At 41.5% G+C, this 15,783-nt stretch carries 16 protein-coding genes; 9 read left to right on the forward strand and 7 right to left on the reverse strand.

The features are described 5' to 3' along the window. Nucleotides 1-13: 13 nt before the first annotated feature. Together BLQ05_RS02950 and BLQ05_RS02955 are read right to left on the reverse strand one after the other, a co-directional pair. Entirely contained in the window at nucleotides 14-991 is a 978-nt protein-coding gene (locus BLQ05_RS02950) for a ribonucleotide-diphosphate reductase subunit beta (protein WP_023575638.1), read from the reverse strand. A gap of 268 nt (nucleotides 992-1,259) precedes the next feature. Continuing rightward, entirely contained in the window at nucleotides 1,260-1,826 is a 567-nt protein-coding gene (locus tag BLQ05_RS02955) for a DUF3109 family protein (protein WP_023575640.1), read from the reverse strand. A 132-nt stretch (nucleotides 1,827-1,958) separates the two neighbouring features. On the opposite strand from BLQ05_RS02955, the gene BLQ05_RS02960 reads away from it, so the two are divergent. The 3 genes from BLQ05_RS02960 to BLQ05_RS02970 all read left to right on the forward strand — a co-directional run bounded on the left by BLQ05_RS02960 (nucleotide 1,959) and on the right by BLQ05_RS02970 (nucleotide 3,573). Continuing rightward, nucleotides 1,959-2,534 carry a MarC family protein gene (locus BLQ05_RS02960; protein ID WP_023575641.1) on the forward strand — a complete coding sequence of 192 codons (576 nt, stop codon included), beginning with the start codon at nucleotides 1,959-1,961 and terminating at the stop codon, nucleotides 2,532-2,534. Nucleotides 2,535-2,669: 135 nt separating this feature from the next. Continuing rightward, nucleotides 2,670-2,870, forward strand: coding sequence for a hypothetical protein (locus tag BLQ05_RS02965; RefSeq protein WP_023575642.1), 201 nt, complete (start codon nucleotides 2,670-2,672; stop codon nucleotides 2,868-2,870). 94 nt (nucleotides 2,871-2,964) lie between these two features. After that, nucleotides 2,965-3,573, forward strand: coding sequence for an FAD-dependent oxidoreductase (locus BLQ05_RS02970; RefSeq protein ID WP_023575643.1), 609 nt, complete (start codon nucleotides 2,965-2,967; stop codon nucleotides 3,571-3,573). A 44-nt stretch (nucleotides 3,574-3,617) separates the two neighbouring features. Here BLQ05_RS02970 and BLQ05_RS02975 read toward each other — a convergent pair whose 3' ends face one another. From BLQ05_RS02975 to BLQ05_RS02990, 4 genes are read right to left on the reverse strand one after another with little or no spacing between them, the layout of a single operon-like run. Further along, the gene (locus BLQ05_RS02975; RefSeq protein WP_023575644.1) at nucleotides 3,618-4,007 is read right to left on the reverse strand and encodes a ribosomal maturation YjgA family protein; all 390 of its coding nucleotides are present in this window, start codon (nucleotides 4,005-4,007) and stop codon (nucleotides 3,618-3,620) included. A gap of 41 nt (nucleotides 4,008-4,048) precedes the next feature. Further along, a complete protein-coding gene (locus tag BLQ05_RS02980) occupies nucleotides 4,049-5,623 on the reverse strand; it encodes a S41 family peptidase (protein ID WP_035653976.1) in 1,575 nt (524 codons plus the stop codon). A 6-nt stretch (nucleotides 5,624-5,629) separates the two neighbouring features. After that, on the reverse strand, nucleotides 5,630-6,058 hold the full coding sequence (locus tag BLQ05_RS02985) for a deoxycytidylate deaminase (RefSeq protein ID WP_023575646.1): 429 nt from the start codon (nucleotides 6,056-6,058) through the stop codon (nucleotides 5,630-5,632). Nucleotides 6,059-6,063: 5 nt separating this feature from the next. Next, on the reverse strand, nucleotides 6,064-6,657 hold the full coding sequence (locus BLQ05_RS02990) for a HupE/UreJ family protein (RefSeq protein ID WP_023575647.1): 594 nt from the start codon (nucleotides 6,655-6,657) through the stop codon (nucleotides 6,064-6,066). Between the two features lie 138 nt (nucleotides 6,658-6,795). On the opposite strand from BLQ05_RS02990, the gene BLQ05_RS02995 reads away from it, so the two are divergent. Then, nucleotides 6,796-7,227 carry a tellurite resistance TerB family protein gene (locus tag BLQ05_RS02995; RefSeq protein WP_023575648.1) on the forward strand — a complete coding sequence of 144 codons (432 nt, stop codon included), beginning with the start codon at nucleotides 6,796-6,798 and terminating at the stop codon, nucleotides 7,225-7,227. Between the two features lie 159 nt (nucleotides 7,228-7,386). On the opposite strand, the gene fbp is transcribed toward BLQ05_RS02995, so the two are convergent. Continuing rightward, entirely contained in the window at nucleotides 7,387-8,394 is a 1,008-nt protein-coding gene (fbp, locus tag BLQ05_RS03000; protein WP_023575649.1) for a class 1 fructose-bisphosphatase, read from the reverse strand. A gap of 131 nt (nucleotides 8,395-8,525) precedes the next feature. On the opposite strand from fbp, the gene BLQ05_RS03005 reads away from it, so the two are divergent. The 5 genes from BLQ05_RS03005 to BLQ05_RS03025 all read left to right on the forward strand — a co-directional run bounded on the left by BLQ05_RS03005 (nucleotide 8,526) and on the right by BLQ05_RS03025 (nucleotide 15,743). Beyond that, a complete protein-coding gene (locus tag BLQ05_RS03005) occupies nucleotides 8,526-9,368 on the forward strand; it encodes a M48 family metalloprotease (protein ID WP_023575650.1) in 843 nt (280 codons plus the stop codon). A gap of 3 nt (nucleotides 9,369-9,371) precedes the next feature. Continuing rightward, a complete protein-coding gene (locus BLQ05_RS03010; RefSeq protein ID WP_023575651.1) occupies nucleotides 9,372-9,845 on the forward strand; it encodes a GNAT family N-acetyltransferase in 474 nt (157 codons plus the stop codon). A 77-nt stretch (nucleotides 9,846-9,922) separates the two neighbouring features. Next, nucleotides 9,923-11,176 (forward strand): aspartate kinase, encoded by a 1,254-nt coding sequence (locus BLQ05_RS03015; protein ID WP_023575652.1) that lies wholly within the window; start codon nucleotides 9,923-9,925, stop codon nucleotides 11,174-11,176. 2 nt (nucleotides 11,177-11,178) lie between these two features. After that, entirely contained in the window at nucleotides 11,179-12,279 is a 1,101-nt protein-coding gene (gene chrA / locus BLQ05_RS03020) for a chromate efflux transporter (protein ID WP_023575653.1), read from the forward strand. Between the two features lie 59 nt (nucleotides 12,280-12,338). Further along, nucleotides 12,339-15,743, forward strand: a complete 3,405-nt coding sequence (locus BLQ05_RS03025; protein WP_023575654.1) for a hypothetical protein — start codon at nucleotides 12,339-12,341, stop codon at nucleotides 15,741-15,743. Nucleotides 15,744-15,783 lie beyond the last annotated feature (40 nt).

Raw genomic sequence — 15,783 nt, forward strand, 5'->3', positions numbered from 1 at the left:
GGTCCGCTCTCAATTAAAAATCGGCATCGAAGCTGATTTTTTGCGATTCTCCGTCGCTGTTCAGAATTCCTGCTTTTTGGTATTCCGACACACGTTTTTCGAAGAAATTCGTTTTTCCCTGTAATGAAATCATGTCCATGAAATCGAACGGATTGGACGAGTTGTACACTCTTTCGCATCCTAATTCGACTAACAATCTATCCGCCACGAACTCTAGATATTGCGTCATTAAACCGGCGTTCATCCCGATTAAACTCACCGGAAGGGATTCGGTTACAAACTCTCTTTCGATATTTAAAGCATCTACGATAATATCTTTGATTCTGGACTTCGGTACTTTGTTTACCAGATGGTGGTTGTGCAAGTGTACCGCGAAATCACAGTGTACCCCTTCATCGCGGGAAATCAACTCGTTCGAGAAGGTTAATCCCGGCATGAGACCACGTTTTTTCAACCAGTAAATCGAACAGAACGCTCCGGAGAAAAAGATTCCTTCTACCGCTGCGAAAGCGATTAGTCTTTCGGCAAACGAATCGGATTCAATCCATTTCAGTGCCCAGTCCGCTTTTTTCTTAATGGCAGGAAACACTTCAATCGCGTGAAACAACTGGTCTTTTTCGTTTTCATCTTTCACATACGTGTCAATCAGCAACGAATAGGTTTCGCTGTGAATGTTTTCCATCATGATCTGGAAACCGTAAAAGAATTTCGCTTCGGCGTACTGCACTTCATTCACGAAGTTCTCCGCTAAATTTTCATTTACGATACCGTCTGAAGCGGCGAAAAACGCTAATATATGTTTGATGAAATATTTTTCTTCGTCATTCAGTTTGTTGTTCCAATCGGATAAATCCTGATGCAGGTCGATTTCTTCCGCTGTCCAGAAACTCGCCTCCATTTTTTTATACCATTCCCAAATATCATTGTGTTTGATAGGAAAAATTACAAAACGATCTTTGTTTTCTTGCAATATAGGCTCGACTACAGACATAGTATCTTGACTTTTATACGATTAAAAAATTGGTTATTTAACTTGATTGGGGTTTACAAAGATTGTCATTTGTATTGTAAAAAGAAAGTCAAACTTATTCACAATTGCGCCGAGTTTTTAACAATGGAGAATTTTCTTTCGATTGAAAAATCATATTGCAAAAATCTGATTTACAATAAATTACAAAAGAGGAATTTTCCGAACATTCGTCGCGAACGGCAGTAAAACCATTGGTTGAAAGCCAATTGAAAGGGTAAAAAAAGAGGGGCTACTTTTTGTGTTCTTCGGCGACTTTTTCCAATTCGGCAAACCATTCCGCGCCAAATTTCCGAACTAAAGCTTCTTTAACAAATTTATAAACCGGAACTTCCAATTCCTTTCCCAAGGAACAGGCATCATCACAAATATGCCATTTATGATAGTTCACTGCGGAGAAATCAGAAAATTCCTTTACCCTGATAGGGTATAAGTGACATGAAACCGGTTTTTTCCAGTCGACCAAACCTTGATTACAAGCCTGTTCGATGCCGCAAAGTGCGGTTTTACCGTCGAAAATCACATACGCACAATCGGCACCGTCGATCAGTGTCGTTTCAAATTCGCCGTCTTCACCTATTACAGAAGTTCCCTGCGCTTCGATGGCGGCAATACCCTCCGGACGTAAAAAAGGTTTTACTTTCGGATAAATTTCAGCTAAGATTTTCGTTTCTTCTTCCGTTAAGGGTGCGCCCGCATCGCCATCTACACAACAAGCCCCTTTGCAGGCAGCCAAATTGCATACAAATTCTTTTTCTAAAATCTCCTCCGACACGATGGTTTTCCCTAACTGAAACATAATTATAACTGGTATTTTGCGCAAAGTTACAAAGTTTAAAACCATAATCTCCGAAATGTCAAAAATTAACGATTTATTAGTTATTTTAGCTTTACAAAGAAATACTTTTGCACCTTTAAAAAACAACACGTTATGGGATTTGACTGGAAAGAAATTTTAACTATCGGGATGGTACTTTTTGCGGTGATTGATATCGTGGGAACCATTCCAATTATTGTGGATTTGAGAACCAAAGTCGGACACATCCAATCCGAAAAAGCGTCTGTAGTAGCTGGGGTTATTATGATTACGTTCCTTTTCGTAGGGGAAGAAATACTGAAATTGATGGGTGTTGACGTAAAATCGTTTGCTGTGGCCGGTTCTTTCGTTTTGTTTTTCCTGGCACTCGAAATGATTTTGGGCATTACCTTATATAAAGATGAAGAACCGAGTACGGCTTCCATTGTCCCGTTAGCCTTCCCCCTGATTGCCGGTGCAGGTACAATGACTACCCTATTATCACTTCGTGCCCAATACCAAACCATTAACATTGTGATTGCCATTCTTATCAATATTGTTATCGTATATATCGTTTTGAAATCCTCTTCAAAAATCGAAAAAGCGTTAGGCAAAAACGGCCTGGGCGTAATTCGAAAAGTATTTGGCGTGATCTTGTTGGCCATTGCTGTTAAATTATTTGCCGGTAATGTTAAAGGTTTGTTTGTTTAATCTGATTTTTATTAATTTCACACCTTGTTTGATAAATTGAAATTGAAATGACACGAGCTATTTGTAGTTTTCCTTGCCAATGAAGATGTTTTAAGCGAGCTGCATCGAATACCTGTAACAAATAAAATAAATAAGATGAAAGTTTTTACCTATATTTTAATTGCCCTGGCCCTGGGTCTGGTTATTTTCAACATTACCTTACTTGATTTCGAAAACCTTTTCGAAGGAAACAGTTTGGTGGCCCTTATCGGAATCGCAGCATCCCTTTGCGCCGTATGCATCCTGTTGATTTTCCGTATGTCGAAAATGATTGACGAAAAAACCAAGGGTAATTAGTACTCAGTTGGAAGAAATCAGACAACAGACAGTATCATTACAATTCCAAAATGGTTTTTAAATTAAGAGATCGTAAATCCCAAAAAACTGACCCATGTTTGATGTTCTGATTATTGGCGGTGGTGTTTCAGGCGTTTCCTGTGCCCTAATTTTAGGATCCGCCCATAAGAAAGCTTTTGCTGCCGATAAAAAAATCGGAATTATTACCCATCAGAAAGCCTCCTCACTTCAGGATGCCATTTTTCACAATGCTTATGGCGTTTCCAACGGAAAATTGGGATCCGAAATCCTTACCGAAAGTACGGAACATTTAGCAGAAGCTTACCCACACGTCCATCAGATTGAAGATGAAAAAGTCATGAAGGTCGAAGGCGAAGCCGGAAATTTCACGGTTACCACCAACAAGAATTCCTATACCGCTAAAACCATCGTCATCGGAATCGGTTCTTCCAATTTATTCGCGATTGACGGATTGACACAATACATCGAACCCCACAGGAAATCGTTGGCGGAGAAAAACCGCATTCAGCTTAAAAACACCGATCATAAAGTTGCGGAAGGCATTTATGTTTGCGGCACACTTGCCGGACACAGAAGTCAGTTTTCCATAGCAGCCGGAAGTGGCGCTGCCGTAGCCACCGACATTTTGGTATTGTGGAATGATGGTGTGGAAACCCACAGCCACGACAGTATCCGAAAGTAGTTTACTTATCAAACAATTATAAAGCACTTGCCCTGAAATTTCCGTTAGGCAACACTTCTTATGTCTTTTTTAAATCCTTGTTGCTCTACTACAATTACGATAGCAACTCCCACAATGTAAGTCAGCAAATCCATCCAGGAGAAAGTTGTACCAACAACCGTTTTGGCGATTCTTGAATTTTCCAGATGGAGTTTTTCGACTATATTTAAAAACTGGAGCAACTCTATGCTGAAAGCGAAAAGCAATACGAATACCGCAACAGGCAAAACCGGCAATTTGAGAAACGATTTTAAAAAACAATAGATTAAAACCACTACCAAAACATCGCCGAGATAGGGTCTGACAAACGCATCATTGACATAAAGGGCAATCAAAACCTCAGTAAAAAAAATCAAAATTGTGAAAACAAAGTAGTTTTTATTGAATGTCAGCATAAGGTCGATTTAGGATGGACTAACAAAGTTCTAACGAAATCTTATTTCTTTTCCAACACCGCTTTTATCATGGCGTCTTCCTTCAATACAATCTGGAAGTACTTGTTCTCATCAAACAGTTGACGTGAAAACTCGGCAGCAATATATCTTTTAACCACTGGTTTTTGCGTATCGAGATTGAAAATCAGTCCGCTTTTGGAAATGTAGCTTTTGAAGTTGTTGAAATACACATCCGTCGCATTCAGTTTTGCAACCATTTGCGGGAACGTCAGGTTCTGAAACGCTTTTCGGTCTTTGTCCAATTGTTCGAAAACAAAATAACTCATTAATCCGGACTGCATCAGCATTCCCAAAGCCTCATCGCCGTGACTGCCCTCAATCGGCACGAAAACATCCGGAATAATTCCACCACCACCGTATACGATGCGTCCTTTTTTGGTTTTGAATTTCAGGCTATCGGCCACTTTAATACTGTCGGCCGCAAAAAGTTCTCCGCTTACGAAACGTTTTTCGAAATCACTGTAATAATCATCGGCTCCATTGGTATACGGCTTCTGAATCGAACGTCCGGAAGGCGTATAATAACGTGCCACGGTCAATCGTACCGCAGATCCGTCTCCCAACGGCATTTCCTTCTGAACCAATCCTTTTCCGAAAGAACGACGCCCCACAATAGTCCCTCTGTCGTTATCCTGAAGCGCTCCGGCCAGAATCTCACTTGCCGACGCCGAGTTTTCATTAATCAGGACATATACTTTACCCGTTTCGAAATTGCCGGATTCACTGGCAAGAGTTTCCTCAATATTTCCCTTCTTGTTTTTGGTTTTAACGATGAGCTCGTCGTCTTTAAGGAATTCGTCTGCGATGTCTGCCGCCATTTCCATATAACCTCCGCCATTGTCCCTCACATCGACGATCAGTTCGGATGCGCCTTGTTTTTTCAGTGTAAGCAATCCTTCATGAAACTCCTTATAGGTGGTTTCGGCAAAACGGTTGATTTTGATGTAACCGGTTTTCTTATCGAGCATGATGGCAATGTCCACACTTTTAATAGGAACCACGCCACGGGTAACATTAACTTTGAATTTTTTATTTTCCGATTTGCGATAGATGGTCAGACTTACTTTCGAGCCGTCTTCGCCTTTCAATTTGGAAAACAGGCTGTCCGTTGGCAATTTTCTACCGAAAAGTTTCGAATTATCAGCAAATAAAATACGATCCCCCGCTTTTAATCCCGCTTCTTCCGATGGTCCGTTTTCAATCGGTTTGATAATCGCAACCGAATCATTATACATGTAGAAATTAACACCGATACCCACAAAATCGCCTTTCATGCTTTGTGCCACCTGCTCCATTTCATTTTTGGCAATATACACCGAATGCGGATCGAGTTTCTCCAAAATTCCGTTTACGGTCAGATCGACTATGGAATCGGTATTGACATCATCCACGTACTCGCTTTCGATTAATTCGATAAGTTTATTCAGCTTGCTTCGGTTGGCGTTTGCCGTAAATCCGCTACCGGGTCCCGAAAAATTCAGATAACCGCCTATGAGAACGCCCACCGCCAAAGCCGTGGCCAAAATAATCGGCAAGTATAATTTTTTAATTCTCATTGTATCTTATTCCAATTCGGTAATAATATCTACCTCAACGCCTGCTTTCCTCAAAAATTCCAACCCAGAATCGTCTTTATATCCTTCATGATACACCACGCGTTTCACACCCGACTGATGAATCAGCTTGCTGCATTCCTTACAAGGCGAAAGCGTAATATACAACGTCGCGCCTTCACACGATTGCGTGGAACGGGCCACTTTTGAAATCGCATTGGCTTCGGCATGAAGCACATACCATTTTGTCAAACCTTCGTGATCTTCACAGCAATTTTCAAAACCGGATGGCGTTCCGTTATAGCCATCGGAAATGATCATTCGGTCTTTCACAATAATCGCGCCTACTTTTTTACGCTGACAATAGGACAACTGTCCCCATTCTTTCGCAATCCGCAAATAGGCTTTGTCGTATTTTTCTTTTTTCTTTTCTTTCATTTTTATTATCTGTTCCAAATCTCGCTGCTAATTATCATCGGCAACACCACTCCTATCACAAATGCCGACAACACCAGCGACCAATCCCGTTTTGAAAACCTAAAGAACGTTTGCACGATATAGGACAGTATCAAAACAACCAATACAATTATAATCTGCGCCACTTCTATCCCTACGGCGAATTCCAGCAAGGGAATCAATTTATCCGAAGCGCTTCCCGGTAAAATGGTTTTAAAATAATTGGAAAACCCTAGTCCGTGGATGATTCCGAAAAACACCGTAACCAATGCCACAAAGGTAATGCTTTCCTGTTTCCCTGATTTTCCTGCAGTAAACAAATGAAAAAAGGCGGTAACTAAAATCGTAATCGGAATTAAGAATTCCACCAGACCCGGTTTGATATACACTACACCGTAAACGGAAAGGATCAGTGCCAAAGTATGCCCGATTGTAAATAACGAAACCAAAATAAACACCCTTTTCCAGTCTTTAAAGGCATAAGGCGTAACCAAGGCAATCAGAAACAACACATGATCGTAAGCATTTATATCCAGCACATGATGCAGGCCAATATTGAAATACGTTAGAAATTCCGACATTTTAAACAGTTTTAAGATTGGGTATTCAAACTTACAATTTATTTTTATAATTGTTTTCGTCCGTTAAGAAAAGCTTACGAATTTAATCCGGAAGAAACAGAAAATTCGTAAATTTGAGTTACACTAAAACATACAACTATGTCAATTTCAGATTTATTTGATAGCGAATTTAAAAGTCGCAATAAAGGGCATTTTTCGGCCATAGTGAGAGTTGCGATTGCCGACGGCGATTTGAGTAGTGAGGAAAAAACATTTCTCGACAAACTCGCCGTTAAATTAGAGATTTCCAAAGACGAATATGAGGAAATTCTTGAAAATCCAATGAAATATCCTATTAACGCACCATCGCTTTATATTCACCGATTGGAACGGTTGTATGATTTATCCCGAATGGTCTATGCAGACAATGTTTTGGGACCCAAACAAAAACAAATTCTTGAAAAATTCGTCCTCGCGTTGGGTTTTACCCCAGGCAATGCCAATCTGATTGTGGAAAAAGCACTGTCGCTTTTAATGCTCCATGTGGATCTGGATACGTTTATCTATGAAATGCAACACATGAATAAATAGTTTTTTTAGGTTCTGGGGTGCTAAGGCATTAAGGTTCTGAGTTTCTTAACAACTAAGATTATACGTAAATAGAAAGGAGTAAAAAGTCGATTGATTTTTTACTCCTTTATTTTGTTAGAACTTAGCGACTCAGGTACTTAGTAACTCGCAGCTTAGTAACTACTTATATTTCGCCATGAATTCTTCCGCTTTTGCCACCATGTTCTCGCTTCCGCAGAAGAACGGAACGCGTTGGTGCAATTCGGTTGGCTGGATTTCCATGATTCTTCCGTAGCCGTCAGACGCTTTTCCGCCGGCCTGTTCCGCGATAAAGGCCATCGGATTGCATTCGTACAACAAACGCAATTTCCCGTTGGGCGCTTTGGAACTCGTCGGGTAAATATAAACACCGCCTTTAATCATGTTTCGGTGGAAATCGGACACCAAACTACCGATGTAACGCGAAGTATACGGTCGGTCGCCTTCTTCCATCTGACAATATTTGATATAGTCTTTCACGCCTTGCGGGAAATGAATATAGTTTCCTTCGTTTACCGAATAGATTTTACCGTCTTTGGAATATTTCATGTTCGGATGCGACAGGTAAAATGTCCCGATGGCGGGATTCAACGTAAATCCGTTTACCCCATGACCGGTAGTGTATACCAACATGGTTGATGTTCCGTAAATCACATAACCTGCTGCCACCTGTTGGTCGCCCGGTTGTAAAAAATCTTCCAGTGTCACCGGCGTTCCCATTGGCGTTACTCTTCGGTAAACCGAAAAAATAGTACCTACGGAAACATTCACATCAATATTCGAAGAACCGTCCAATGGATCCATCAAAACCACATATTTATTGTTGTCATCTCCGGCTTTTCCGTGAATGGCTATGAAATCATCATTTTCCTCGGAAGCAATGCCGCATACAATCTCGCGGTTAATCAGTGTCTGAATAAAAACCTCATTCGCATACACATCCAATTTCTGTTGGTCTTCACCCTGAATATTTTGCTCTCCGGCTGCACCCACGATATCCACCAATCCGGCTTTGTTCACTTTATAGTTCACCACCTTGGCTGCCAAACGAATGGCATTGATAATTCGTGATAATTCTCCCGAAGAATACTTAAACTCTTCCTGTTTTTCGATGATAAATTCACCTAAAGTTTTGTTGCGATCTTTCATTATTAGTGTGTCGTTTTTGCAGTTGCAAATATTAATCATATTTTTGACTTATAAAGCATCGTTGTCAAATAATATTGAGTTAAAAAGAATATAAAAATAACGATAAATCTGTTTATCTCTAATTTACCCCCATGAAAAAAAGAACATCATTTCTTGTACTGATTACAGCCGTTTTGGGATTACAAACCGCAAAGGCTCAAATAAATTTAAGCGAAAAGGCTTTAGGCGCCGTTCAAAAAGGCGTAACCGGTTTTACGTTCAGTGATTCGGATGCCGCTGCTTTATCCAAAGATGCCATCGCGAAAATGGACAAGGAAAATCCGGTAGCCGATGACAAAGACCCTTACGCCATCCGATTGAAAAAAGTTTTCGGAAAACACGCGACGGAAAACGGATTGGCCCTAAACTTCAAAGTGTACAAACTGAAAGAAGTGAATGCCTTTGCTTCAGCCGACGGAAGTGTGCGCGTTTATGCCGGACTGATGGACATCATGGATGACAACGAATTGTTAGCGGTAATCGGACATGAAATCGGACACGTGGCCAATCACGATTCGAGAGACGCCGTTAAGGCCGCCTATAAAAAAGAAGCTTTGATTGACGTTGCCGCATCGCAATCGAATAAAGTTGCCGCCGTTACCGACAGCCAGCTGGGTAAAATCGGAAACGCACTGATTGACAGCAAACACAGTCGCAAACAGGAATCGGAAGCTGACACCTATTCTTACGATTTCATGAAACGCCACGGCTACAATGTGAATGCGGTGGAATCGGCTTTTAACATATTGGCCAAATTGAGCGAAGGAAAAGAAGCCTCATTCATTGAAAGAATGTTAAGCTCCCACCCCGACTCCAAAGAAAGAGCTGCCGAAGCCAAAGCCAGAGCTGAAAAAGACGGTTTGTACAAGCCGTATGTAAAGCAAACTGCCAAAAAAACAGTAGCCAAAAAAACAACCAAGAAAAAGAAAAAATAAACCATGGTTATCCGAAGAGGAACTAAAGACGACATGCCGGCAGTACTTGATTTGATTCGGGAACTGGCAATTTTTGAAAAAGAACCCGATGCGGTGGTAGTTACCGTTTCCGATTTGGTGCGCGATGGTTTTGGCGACCATCCGCTTTTCCACACTTTTATAGCGGAAGTTGAGGGTCAAATCGTTGGAATGGCTTTGTATTATTATCGTTATTCAACATGGAAAGGCAAAACCATTCATCTTGAAGACTTAATCGTAAAAGAGAAAATGCGCGGTACCGGATTGGGATTGGCCTTATACACCGAAATCATGAAACAGGGCAAAGCCGATGGGGTCCGACGCATCGAATGGAACGTATTGGACTGGAACCAAAACGCCATTGATTTCTACGAAAAATCAGGTGCTAAAATTCTGGACGACTGGAGAGTGGTACAAATGACCGAAGACGGAATTATCACTTTTCTAAACGACAACTAACTATATTCAACAACAAAATCTGAGAATTTTAAATTTTGAGATTGATCCTTAAATCAAGGATTGGAATTTTAAACAACATGAGAATTTTTAAATTTGGAGGCGCCTCCGTAAAAGATGCCGATGGAATCAAAAACGTGTACAGCGTTTTACAACAAGTGGGTTACGAAGATGTTTTACTGGTAGTTTCGGCTATGGGGAAAACCACAAACGCTTTGGAGGTCGTGATTAAAAACTATTTCGAAAAATCCAACGAATTGAATGCTTCGGTTCAGGAAGTCAAAAAATACCATAATCAGATTTTACTGGACTTGTTCGACGATGAAAAAAGCGCCGTTTTTAGTGCCGTTAACAAGCATTTCGCCGATTTGGAATACTTCTTAAATTCCAACAAATCGCCAAACTACAACTTCGTGTACGACCAGATTGTGAGTTTCGGGGAAATCATTTCCACGACTATTCTGAGTCATTATTTCAATCATGTCGGACTGAAAAACAACTGGTTAGATGTTAGAAACCTGATCAAAACCGACAACACCTATCGTGATGCGATTGTGGATTGGGAAACCACACAGAAAACCATTTCCAAAAACGTAAAAAAGAAAGTATTAAATATCACTCAGGGATTTTTGGGTGCCGATGAAAACAACTTCACCACCACGTTAGGACGTGAAGGTTCCGATTACAGCGCGGCCATTTTCGCGTATTGTCTGAATGCGGAAAGCGTAACCATCTGGAAAGACGTTCCCGGGGTTTTAAATGCCGATCCACGTTATTTCGAAAACACCACGTTATTGAATCAGATTTCCTACCGTGAAGCGATTGAATTGGCCTTTTACGGCGCTTCGGTAATTCATCCGAAAACGCTACAACCGTTGCAAAGCAAGGAGATTCCGTTGTATGTGAAGTCGTTCATAAATCCGCTTTTACCGGGAACCAGTATTTCGAAAGGTGCGCATCTGGAACCGCAAACGTCATGTTTCATAGTAAAGAAAAACCAATTACTGCTTTCGCTTTCTTCGATTGACTTTTCGTTCATCATGGAAGAAAATATCAGTGAAATTTTCGCGTTGTTCCACAAATACAAAGTTAAAGTGAGTCTGATTCAGAATACGGCCATCAGTTTCTCTGTTTGTATCGAAGATAAATTCGGTAATTTCAACGAACTTAGAAACATCCTGGCTAAGAAATTCAAAATCTCCTATAACGAAAACGTGTCGTTATACACCATTCGTCATTTTACCGACAAAGCCATCAAAATGGTGGAAAAAGACAAAACGGTTTTGGTGAAACAAATGAGCCGTGAAACGATGCAGTTGGTAACCAAAGAATAAAGATGCCACCAGGTTCGCTGAAAGACATCGGAAAATTGTTTTTGAAACTGGGGCTGATTGCTTTCGGCGGACCGGCAGCACACATTGCCATGATGCGCGATGAAGTCGTTCGAAAACGCCATTGGATGACCGATGCCCATTTCCTCGACCTGGTCGGCGCCACGAATTTGATTCCCGGACCGAACAGCACCGAACTTGCCATCCACCTCGGTAAAGAAAAAGGCGGCTGGAAAGGACTACTGCTGGCCGGATTGTGCTTCATTCTTCCGGCGGTTTTCATCACGCTCTTTTTTGCCTGGCTGTACAAAGAATACGGTACTTTACCCGAAATCCAACCGTTTATTTACGGTATCAAACCCGCGATTATTGCCATCATTCTTTCGGCGGTGTATCCGTTGGCGAAATCTTCCCTAAAATCCAATTTTTTAATCGGCATCGGACTACTTGCTTTAACCGCTTCTTTTTTAGGCGCAAATGAAGTCATCGTTCTTTTCGGATGTGGGTTATTGGCTTTAGGAATCCGATACCTCAGAAACTCCAAAAACGAAATCAAAAGCATTGCTTCGATTGGCTTTTTGGCGGTTGCCAACAGCAAACTCTTTTTCATCTTCCTGAAAATTGGCGCCATTTTGTATGGAAGCGGGTATGTCCTATTCGCCTTTCTGGATTCGGAACTGGTGCAAACCGGTATTTTACCGCGACAAACCTTAATCGATGCCATTGCAGTGGGACAATTTACACCGGGACCGGTTTTTTCTTCCGTAACCTTTATCGGCTATCAGATTAATGGCGGCATTGGGGCGTTGGTTGCGACTATCGGAATATTTTTACCTTCATTTGTTTTTGTGGCAATGCTGAATCCTCTCGTAAAAAAAATGCGGGATTCGGTTCTTTTTTCTTCCTTTCTGGATGCGGTGAATGTGGCTTCTGTGGCTTTGATTATCGTAGTTTGTTTTACGATGGGAAAAGATGCGGTAACGGAATGGAAAACCGTTTTAATTGCCATTTTAAGTCTGATTATCACTTTTGGCTTCCGGAAAATCAACAGCGTTTGGGTGGTTTTGGGCGGTTCGCTTTTAGGCTATCTGCTTACGCTGATTTGATCTGAAAAGAATTTCTCAATTAATTACACTACTTTTGGTATTTCCGAGTTATAGTAGTTATGTTGAAACAGGCGTGTTTACTCCTTTTTTTCTTTTGTCTTTCTGTCGCCACAGCACAGGAAACGAAAACGCCATATCAATCCAAAAAAATTACGGTTTCCGAAAATCCGGTTGCGATTGACAGCATTAGTATCAACAAGGAATTTTTCAAACTTCTGGACCAATCCGGAAACGAAATCGACACCACTTTCTACCAAGTCGATTTCCAGAAAGGCACCTTGGTTTTCAAGAATAATTTTCAATCAAACGACACCCTAACCGTTCGTTATCTCAAATTTCCCGAATACCTTACCAAAAAATACAGCATTTACGATAAAAGTCGCGTTGTAAGCAACGAAGCCGGACAAAATTTATACCGGATTTCCCGCGAACCCATTTCCGTTTTCAAACCTTTTGACGGACTGAGTACTTCGGGAAGCATTACCCGTGGCGTAACTGTGGGTAACAATCAGAATACGGTGGTGAATTCGAATCTGGATTTACAAATTACCGGAAAAATATCGGAAAAAGTGAGTCTGCGCGCTTCCTTACAGGACAGCAACATTCCGTTACAGGAAGGCGGTTATTCGCAAAAACTGGATGAATTCGATCAGATTTTCGTGGAATTGTATTCAGACAAATGGGCGATTCGTGCCGGAGATTTGTTTCTGGAAAACCGGCAGTCCCGCTTTCTGAACTTCAATAAAAAAGTACAGGGTTTGTCGACGCATTTCACCTTTGGCAAACCGGAAAGTAAAACCGATGTCTTTGCAGCGGGCGCCATCGTTCGCGGACAATATGCCCGAAGCACGTTTACCGGACAGGAAGGCAATCAGGGCCCCTACAAACTGAAGGGTCCGAATGGCGAATTGTATGTTTTGGTCATTTCCGGTTCGGAACGGGTGTTTGTCAACGGAATTCTGCTGGAACGCGGGGAAAACAACGATTATGTGATTGATTACAATGCCGGGGAACTTCGGTTTACATCTTTGTTTCCGATAACCTCCGAAATGCGAATCAATGTCGAATACCAATATTCCGACCGAAGTTATACCCGATTCGTGACGTATGGCGGTGTCACCCACGAGCGTTCAACATGGAGCATTGGCGGATTCGTCTATTCCGAAAACGACGTCAAAAACCAACCGTTACAGCAAAACCTTTCTGCGGAACAGGCACAGATTTTAGTCCAGGCGGGAGATAATCCGGATTTGATGACCGCACCTTCCGCTTACGAAGACAGTTATTCCGAGAATAAGATTTTGTACAGGAAAATATTGGTGGGCGCAGTGGAAGTTTTCGAGTATTCGAACAATCCAACCGATGTGCTCTTCAATGTGAAATTCACCTTGGTCGGGAACAATCAGGGCAATTATATTTTGGTCAGCAATCAGGCCGTGGGGCGTATTTACGAATATGTGGCACCCGTGGCCGGCATTCCGCAGGGAAATTTCGAACCGATTACCCGTTTGGTTCCGCCAACGAAAATTCAGATTGCGACCGTTTTGGGAAAATACAATCCGGGTGAGAAAACGAATGTTGATTTTGAAATCGGCATCAGCAATAACGACAAAAATTTATTTTCTTCGGCAGACGACAACGACAACAAGGGAATTGCCGGAAAAATCAATGCAAAACAACGCCTTTTCACCGGAAAATGGCATGTGGATGCGTTTGCCAATTATCAGCTGGTACAGAAAGAATTCAAAACCATCGAACGCCTTTTTACCATTGAATTTAACCGCGACTGGAATTTGACGAACCCGTTGGGTGACCAAAGTCTGCTGATTTCCGGAGTGAATTTCACTTTACCCAACAAAGGATTTACAAGATATCAGCTGGAAAAACTCGACTTCTCGGAAAGTTTTTCGGGAACCCGACATGTTTTGGATGGTTTTTACAAATTACAAAATTGGACTTTTTCCAACAACAACAGCGCCTTAAAAAGTGACGGAACGTATGCCGATTCGCGTTTCATCCGAAGTCAGACCCAAACAAAATACCATTTTAAGAAAAATTGGATTGGCGGCAGTATCCGATTGGAAGACAATGAGGAGAAAATAAAAGCAACCAATCAGTTTTCCGCATTGAGTCAGCGTTACAAAGAATTCGGAGCGTTCATTGGTCGTGGCGACAGTACGAAAGTGTACACTGAAATCGGCTATCTGCAACGTTCAAACGACAGTTTACAAAACGGTTTCATTCAGAAAGTCAGCACTTCCCATTCCTACTATCTGAAATCCAAATTAATCCAGACGGAAAAAAGCGATTTGTCGTTATTTGTGAATTACCGAAACCTGACGTTTGAAGACACCAACCGTCCGAAGGAACCTTCTTTGAATTCCCGTTTATTGTACAACGACCGTTTTTTCAACCAACTGCTTCAACTTTCTACAGCCTACGAAACCACTTCCGGAACGATTCCGCAACAGGAATTCACCTATCTGGAAGTCGAACCCGGACAGGGCGTTTACACCTGGAACGATTACAACGGCAATGGCATTCAGGAATTGCAGGAATTTGAAGTCGCTCCGTTTCCGGATCAGGCGAAATATGTGCGTGTGTTTCTGCCCAATCAGATATTCGTAAAAACCCATCAGAATAAATTCTCGCAATCGGTAACCTTAAACCCGTTGCAGTGGCAGAACGAAACCGATTTCAGAAAAATACTCTCCTATTTCTACAATCAGACTTCTTTCATGATGGACCGGAAAATACTGCGTCAGGGCGATAATTTTGATTTGAATCCGTTTTCCTATAGCGATGAAAACCTCTTGGGATTGAATGCAACCTTCCGGAACAGTTTCTTTTACAATCGCGGAAAGCAAAATCACTCCGTAACCTATACGTACCTTACCAATCATACAAGAATCTTACTTTCGGCAGGGTCCCAGGAAAGCCGGAATGATTCCCATCAGTTCCAGTATGCGCATTTGGTTCAGAAACTCTGGCTCTTCGGATTCCATGGAAAAACCATTTTAAACACGGTAACTTCCGAAAATTATCCGAGTAAAAACTTTGATTTGAAAGGCTATCAGTTGGGGCCGAAAATCTCTTATTTGTTTTCACAAAATGCCAGTTGGGATCTTTTTTACGAATTTCAGAACAAGGAAAATACCATCAATGCGATGGAAGCTTTAAACCAGCAGCGATTCGGCACCTCTTTTACCTATTCCTCGGAAAAGAAATTCACGGCAAACGGCGAGTTCTCGTTTTACAAAAACAGGTTTGACGGAAACCAATTATCGGCAGTGGCATTTCAGATGCTGGAAGGATTGCAGGCTGGCGAAAACCTGACCTGGCGTTTGTTATTGCAGAAAAATTTAACACAATACCTTGATGTGAACGTGAATTATCAGGGCAGAAAAAGCGAAACGAGTAAAGCCATCCACACCGGAAGTATCCAATTAAGAGCCTATTTTTAATTGTCGGTTTTTGCCGTTTTTTTTCATACATTTATACTGA

This window comes from Flavobacterium saliperosum, from assembly GCF_900100625.1.
Classification (GTDB): Bacteria; Bacteroidota; Bacteroidia; order Flavobacteriales; family Flavobacteriaceae; genus Flavobacterium; species Flavobacterium saliperosum.

Excerpts from the sequence above, each read along its gene's own strand:
- fbp (WP_023575649.1), bottom strand. The coding sequence starts at position 8,394 with ATGAAAGATCGCAACAAAACTTTAGGTGAATTTATCATCGAAAAACAG.
- BLQ05_RS02965 (WP_023575642.1), top strand. The coding sequence starts at position 2,670 with ATGAAAGTTTTTACCTATATTTTAATTGCCCTGGCCCTGGGTCTGGTT.
- BLQ05_RS02980 (WP_035653976.1), bottom strand. The coding sequence starts at position 5,623 with ATGAGAATTAAAAAATTATACTTGCCGATTATTTTGGCCACGGCTTTG.
- BLQ05_RS02970 (WP_023575643.1), top strand. The coding sequence starts at position 2,965 with ATGTTTGATGTTCTGATTATTGGCGGTGGTGTTTCAGGCGTTTCCTGT.
- BLQ05_RS02990 (WP_023575647.1), bottom strand. The coding sequence starts at position 6,657 with ATGTCGGAATTTCTAACGTATTTCAATATTGGCCTGCATCATGTGCTG.
- BLQ05_RS03010 (WP_023575651.1), top strand. The coding sequence starts at position 9,372 with ATGGTTATCCGAAGAGGAACTAAAGACGACATGCCGGCAGTACTTGAT.
- BLQ05_RS03025 (WP_023575654.1), top strand. The coding sequence starts at position 12,339 with ATGTTGAAACAGGCGTGTTTACTCCTTTTTTTCTTTTGTCTTTCTGTC.
- BLQ05_RS03005 (WP_023575650.1), top strand. The coding sequence starts at position 8,526 with ATGAAAAAAAGAACATCATTTCTTGTACTGATTACAGCCGTTTTGGGA.
- BLQ05_RS02975 (WP_023575644.1), bottom strand. The coding sequence starts at position 4,007 with ATGCTGACATTCAATAAAAACTACTTTGTTTTCACAATTTTGATTTTT.
- BLQ05_RS02955 (WP_023575640.1), bottom strand. The coding sequence starts at position 1,826 with ATGTTTCAGTTAGGGAAAACCATCGTGTCGGAGGAGATTTTAGAAAAA.
- chrA (WP_023575653.1), top strand. The coding sequence starts at position 11,179 with ATGCCACCAGGTTCGCTGAAAGACATCGGAAAATTGTTTTTGAAACTG.
- BLQ05_RS02960 (WP_023575641.1), top strand. The coding sequence starts at position 1,959 with ATGGGATTTGACTGGAAAGAAATTTTAACTATCGGGATGGTACTTTTT.
- BLQ05_RS02950 (WP_023575638.1), bottom strand. The coding sequence starts at position 991 with ATGTCTGTAGTCGAGCCTATATTGCAAGAAAACAAAGATCGTTTTGTA.
- BLQ05_RS03015 (WP_023575652.1), top strand. The coding sequence starts at position 9,923 with ATGAGAATTTTTAAATTTGGAGGCGCCTCCGTAAAAGATGCCGATGGA.
- BLQ05_RS02985 (WP_023575646.1), bottom strand. The coding sequence starts at position 6,058 with ATGAAAGAAAAGAAAAAAGAAAAATACGACAAAGCCTATTTGCGGATT.
- BLQ05_RS02995 (WP_023575648.1), top strand. The coding sequence starts at position 6,796 with ATGTCAATTTCAGATTTATTTGATAGCGAATTTAAAAGTCGCAATAAA.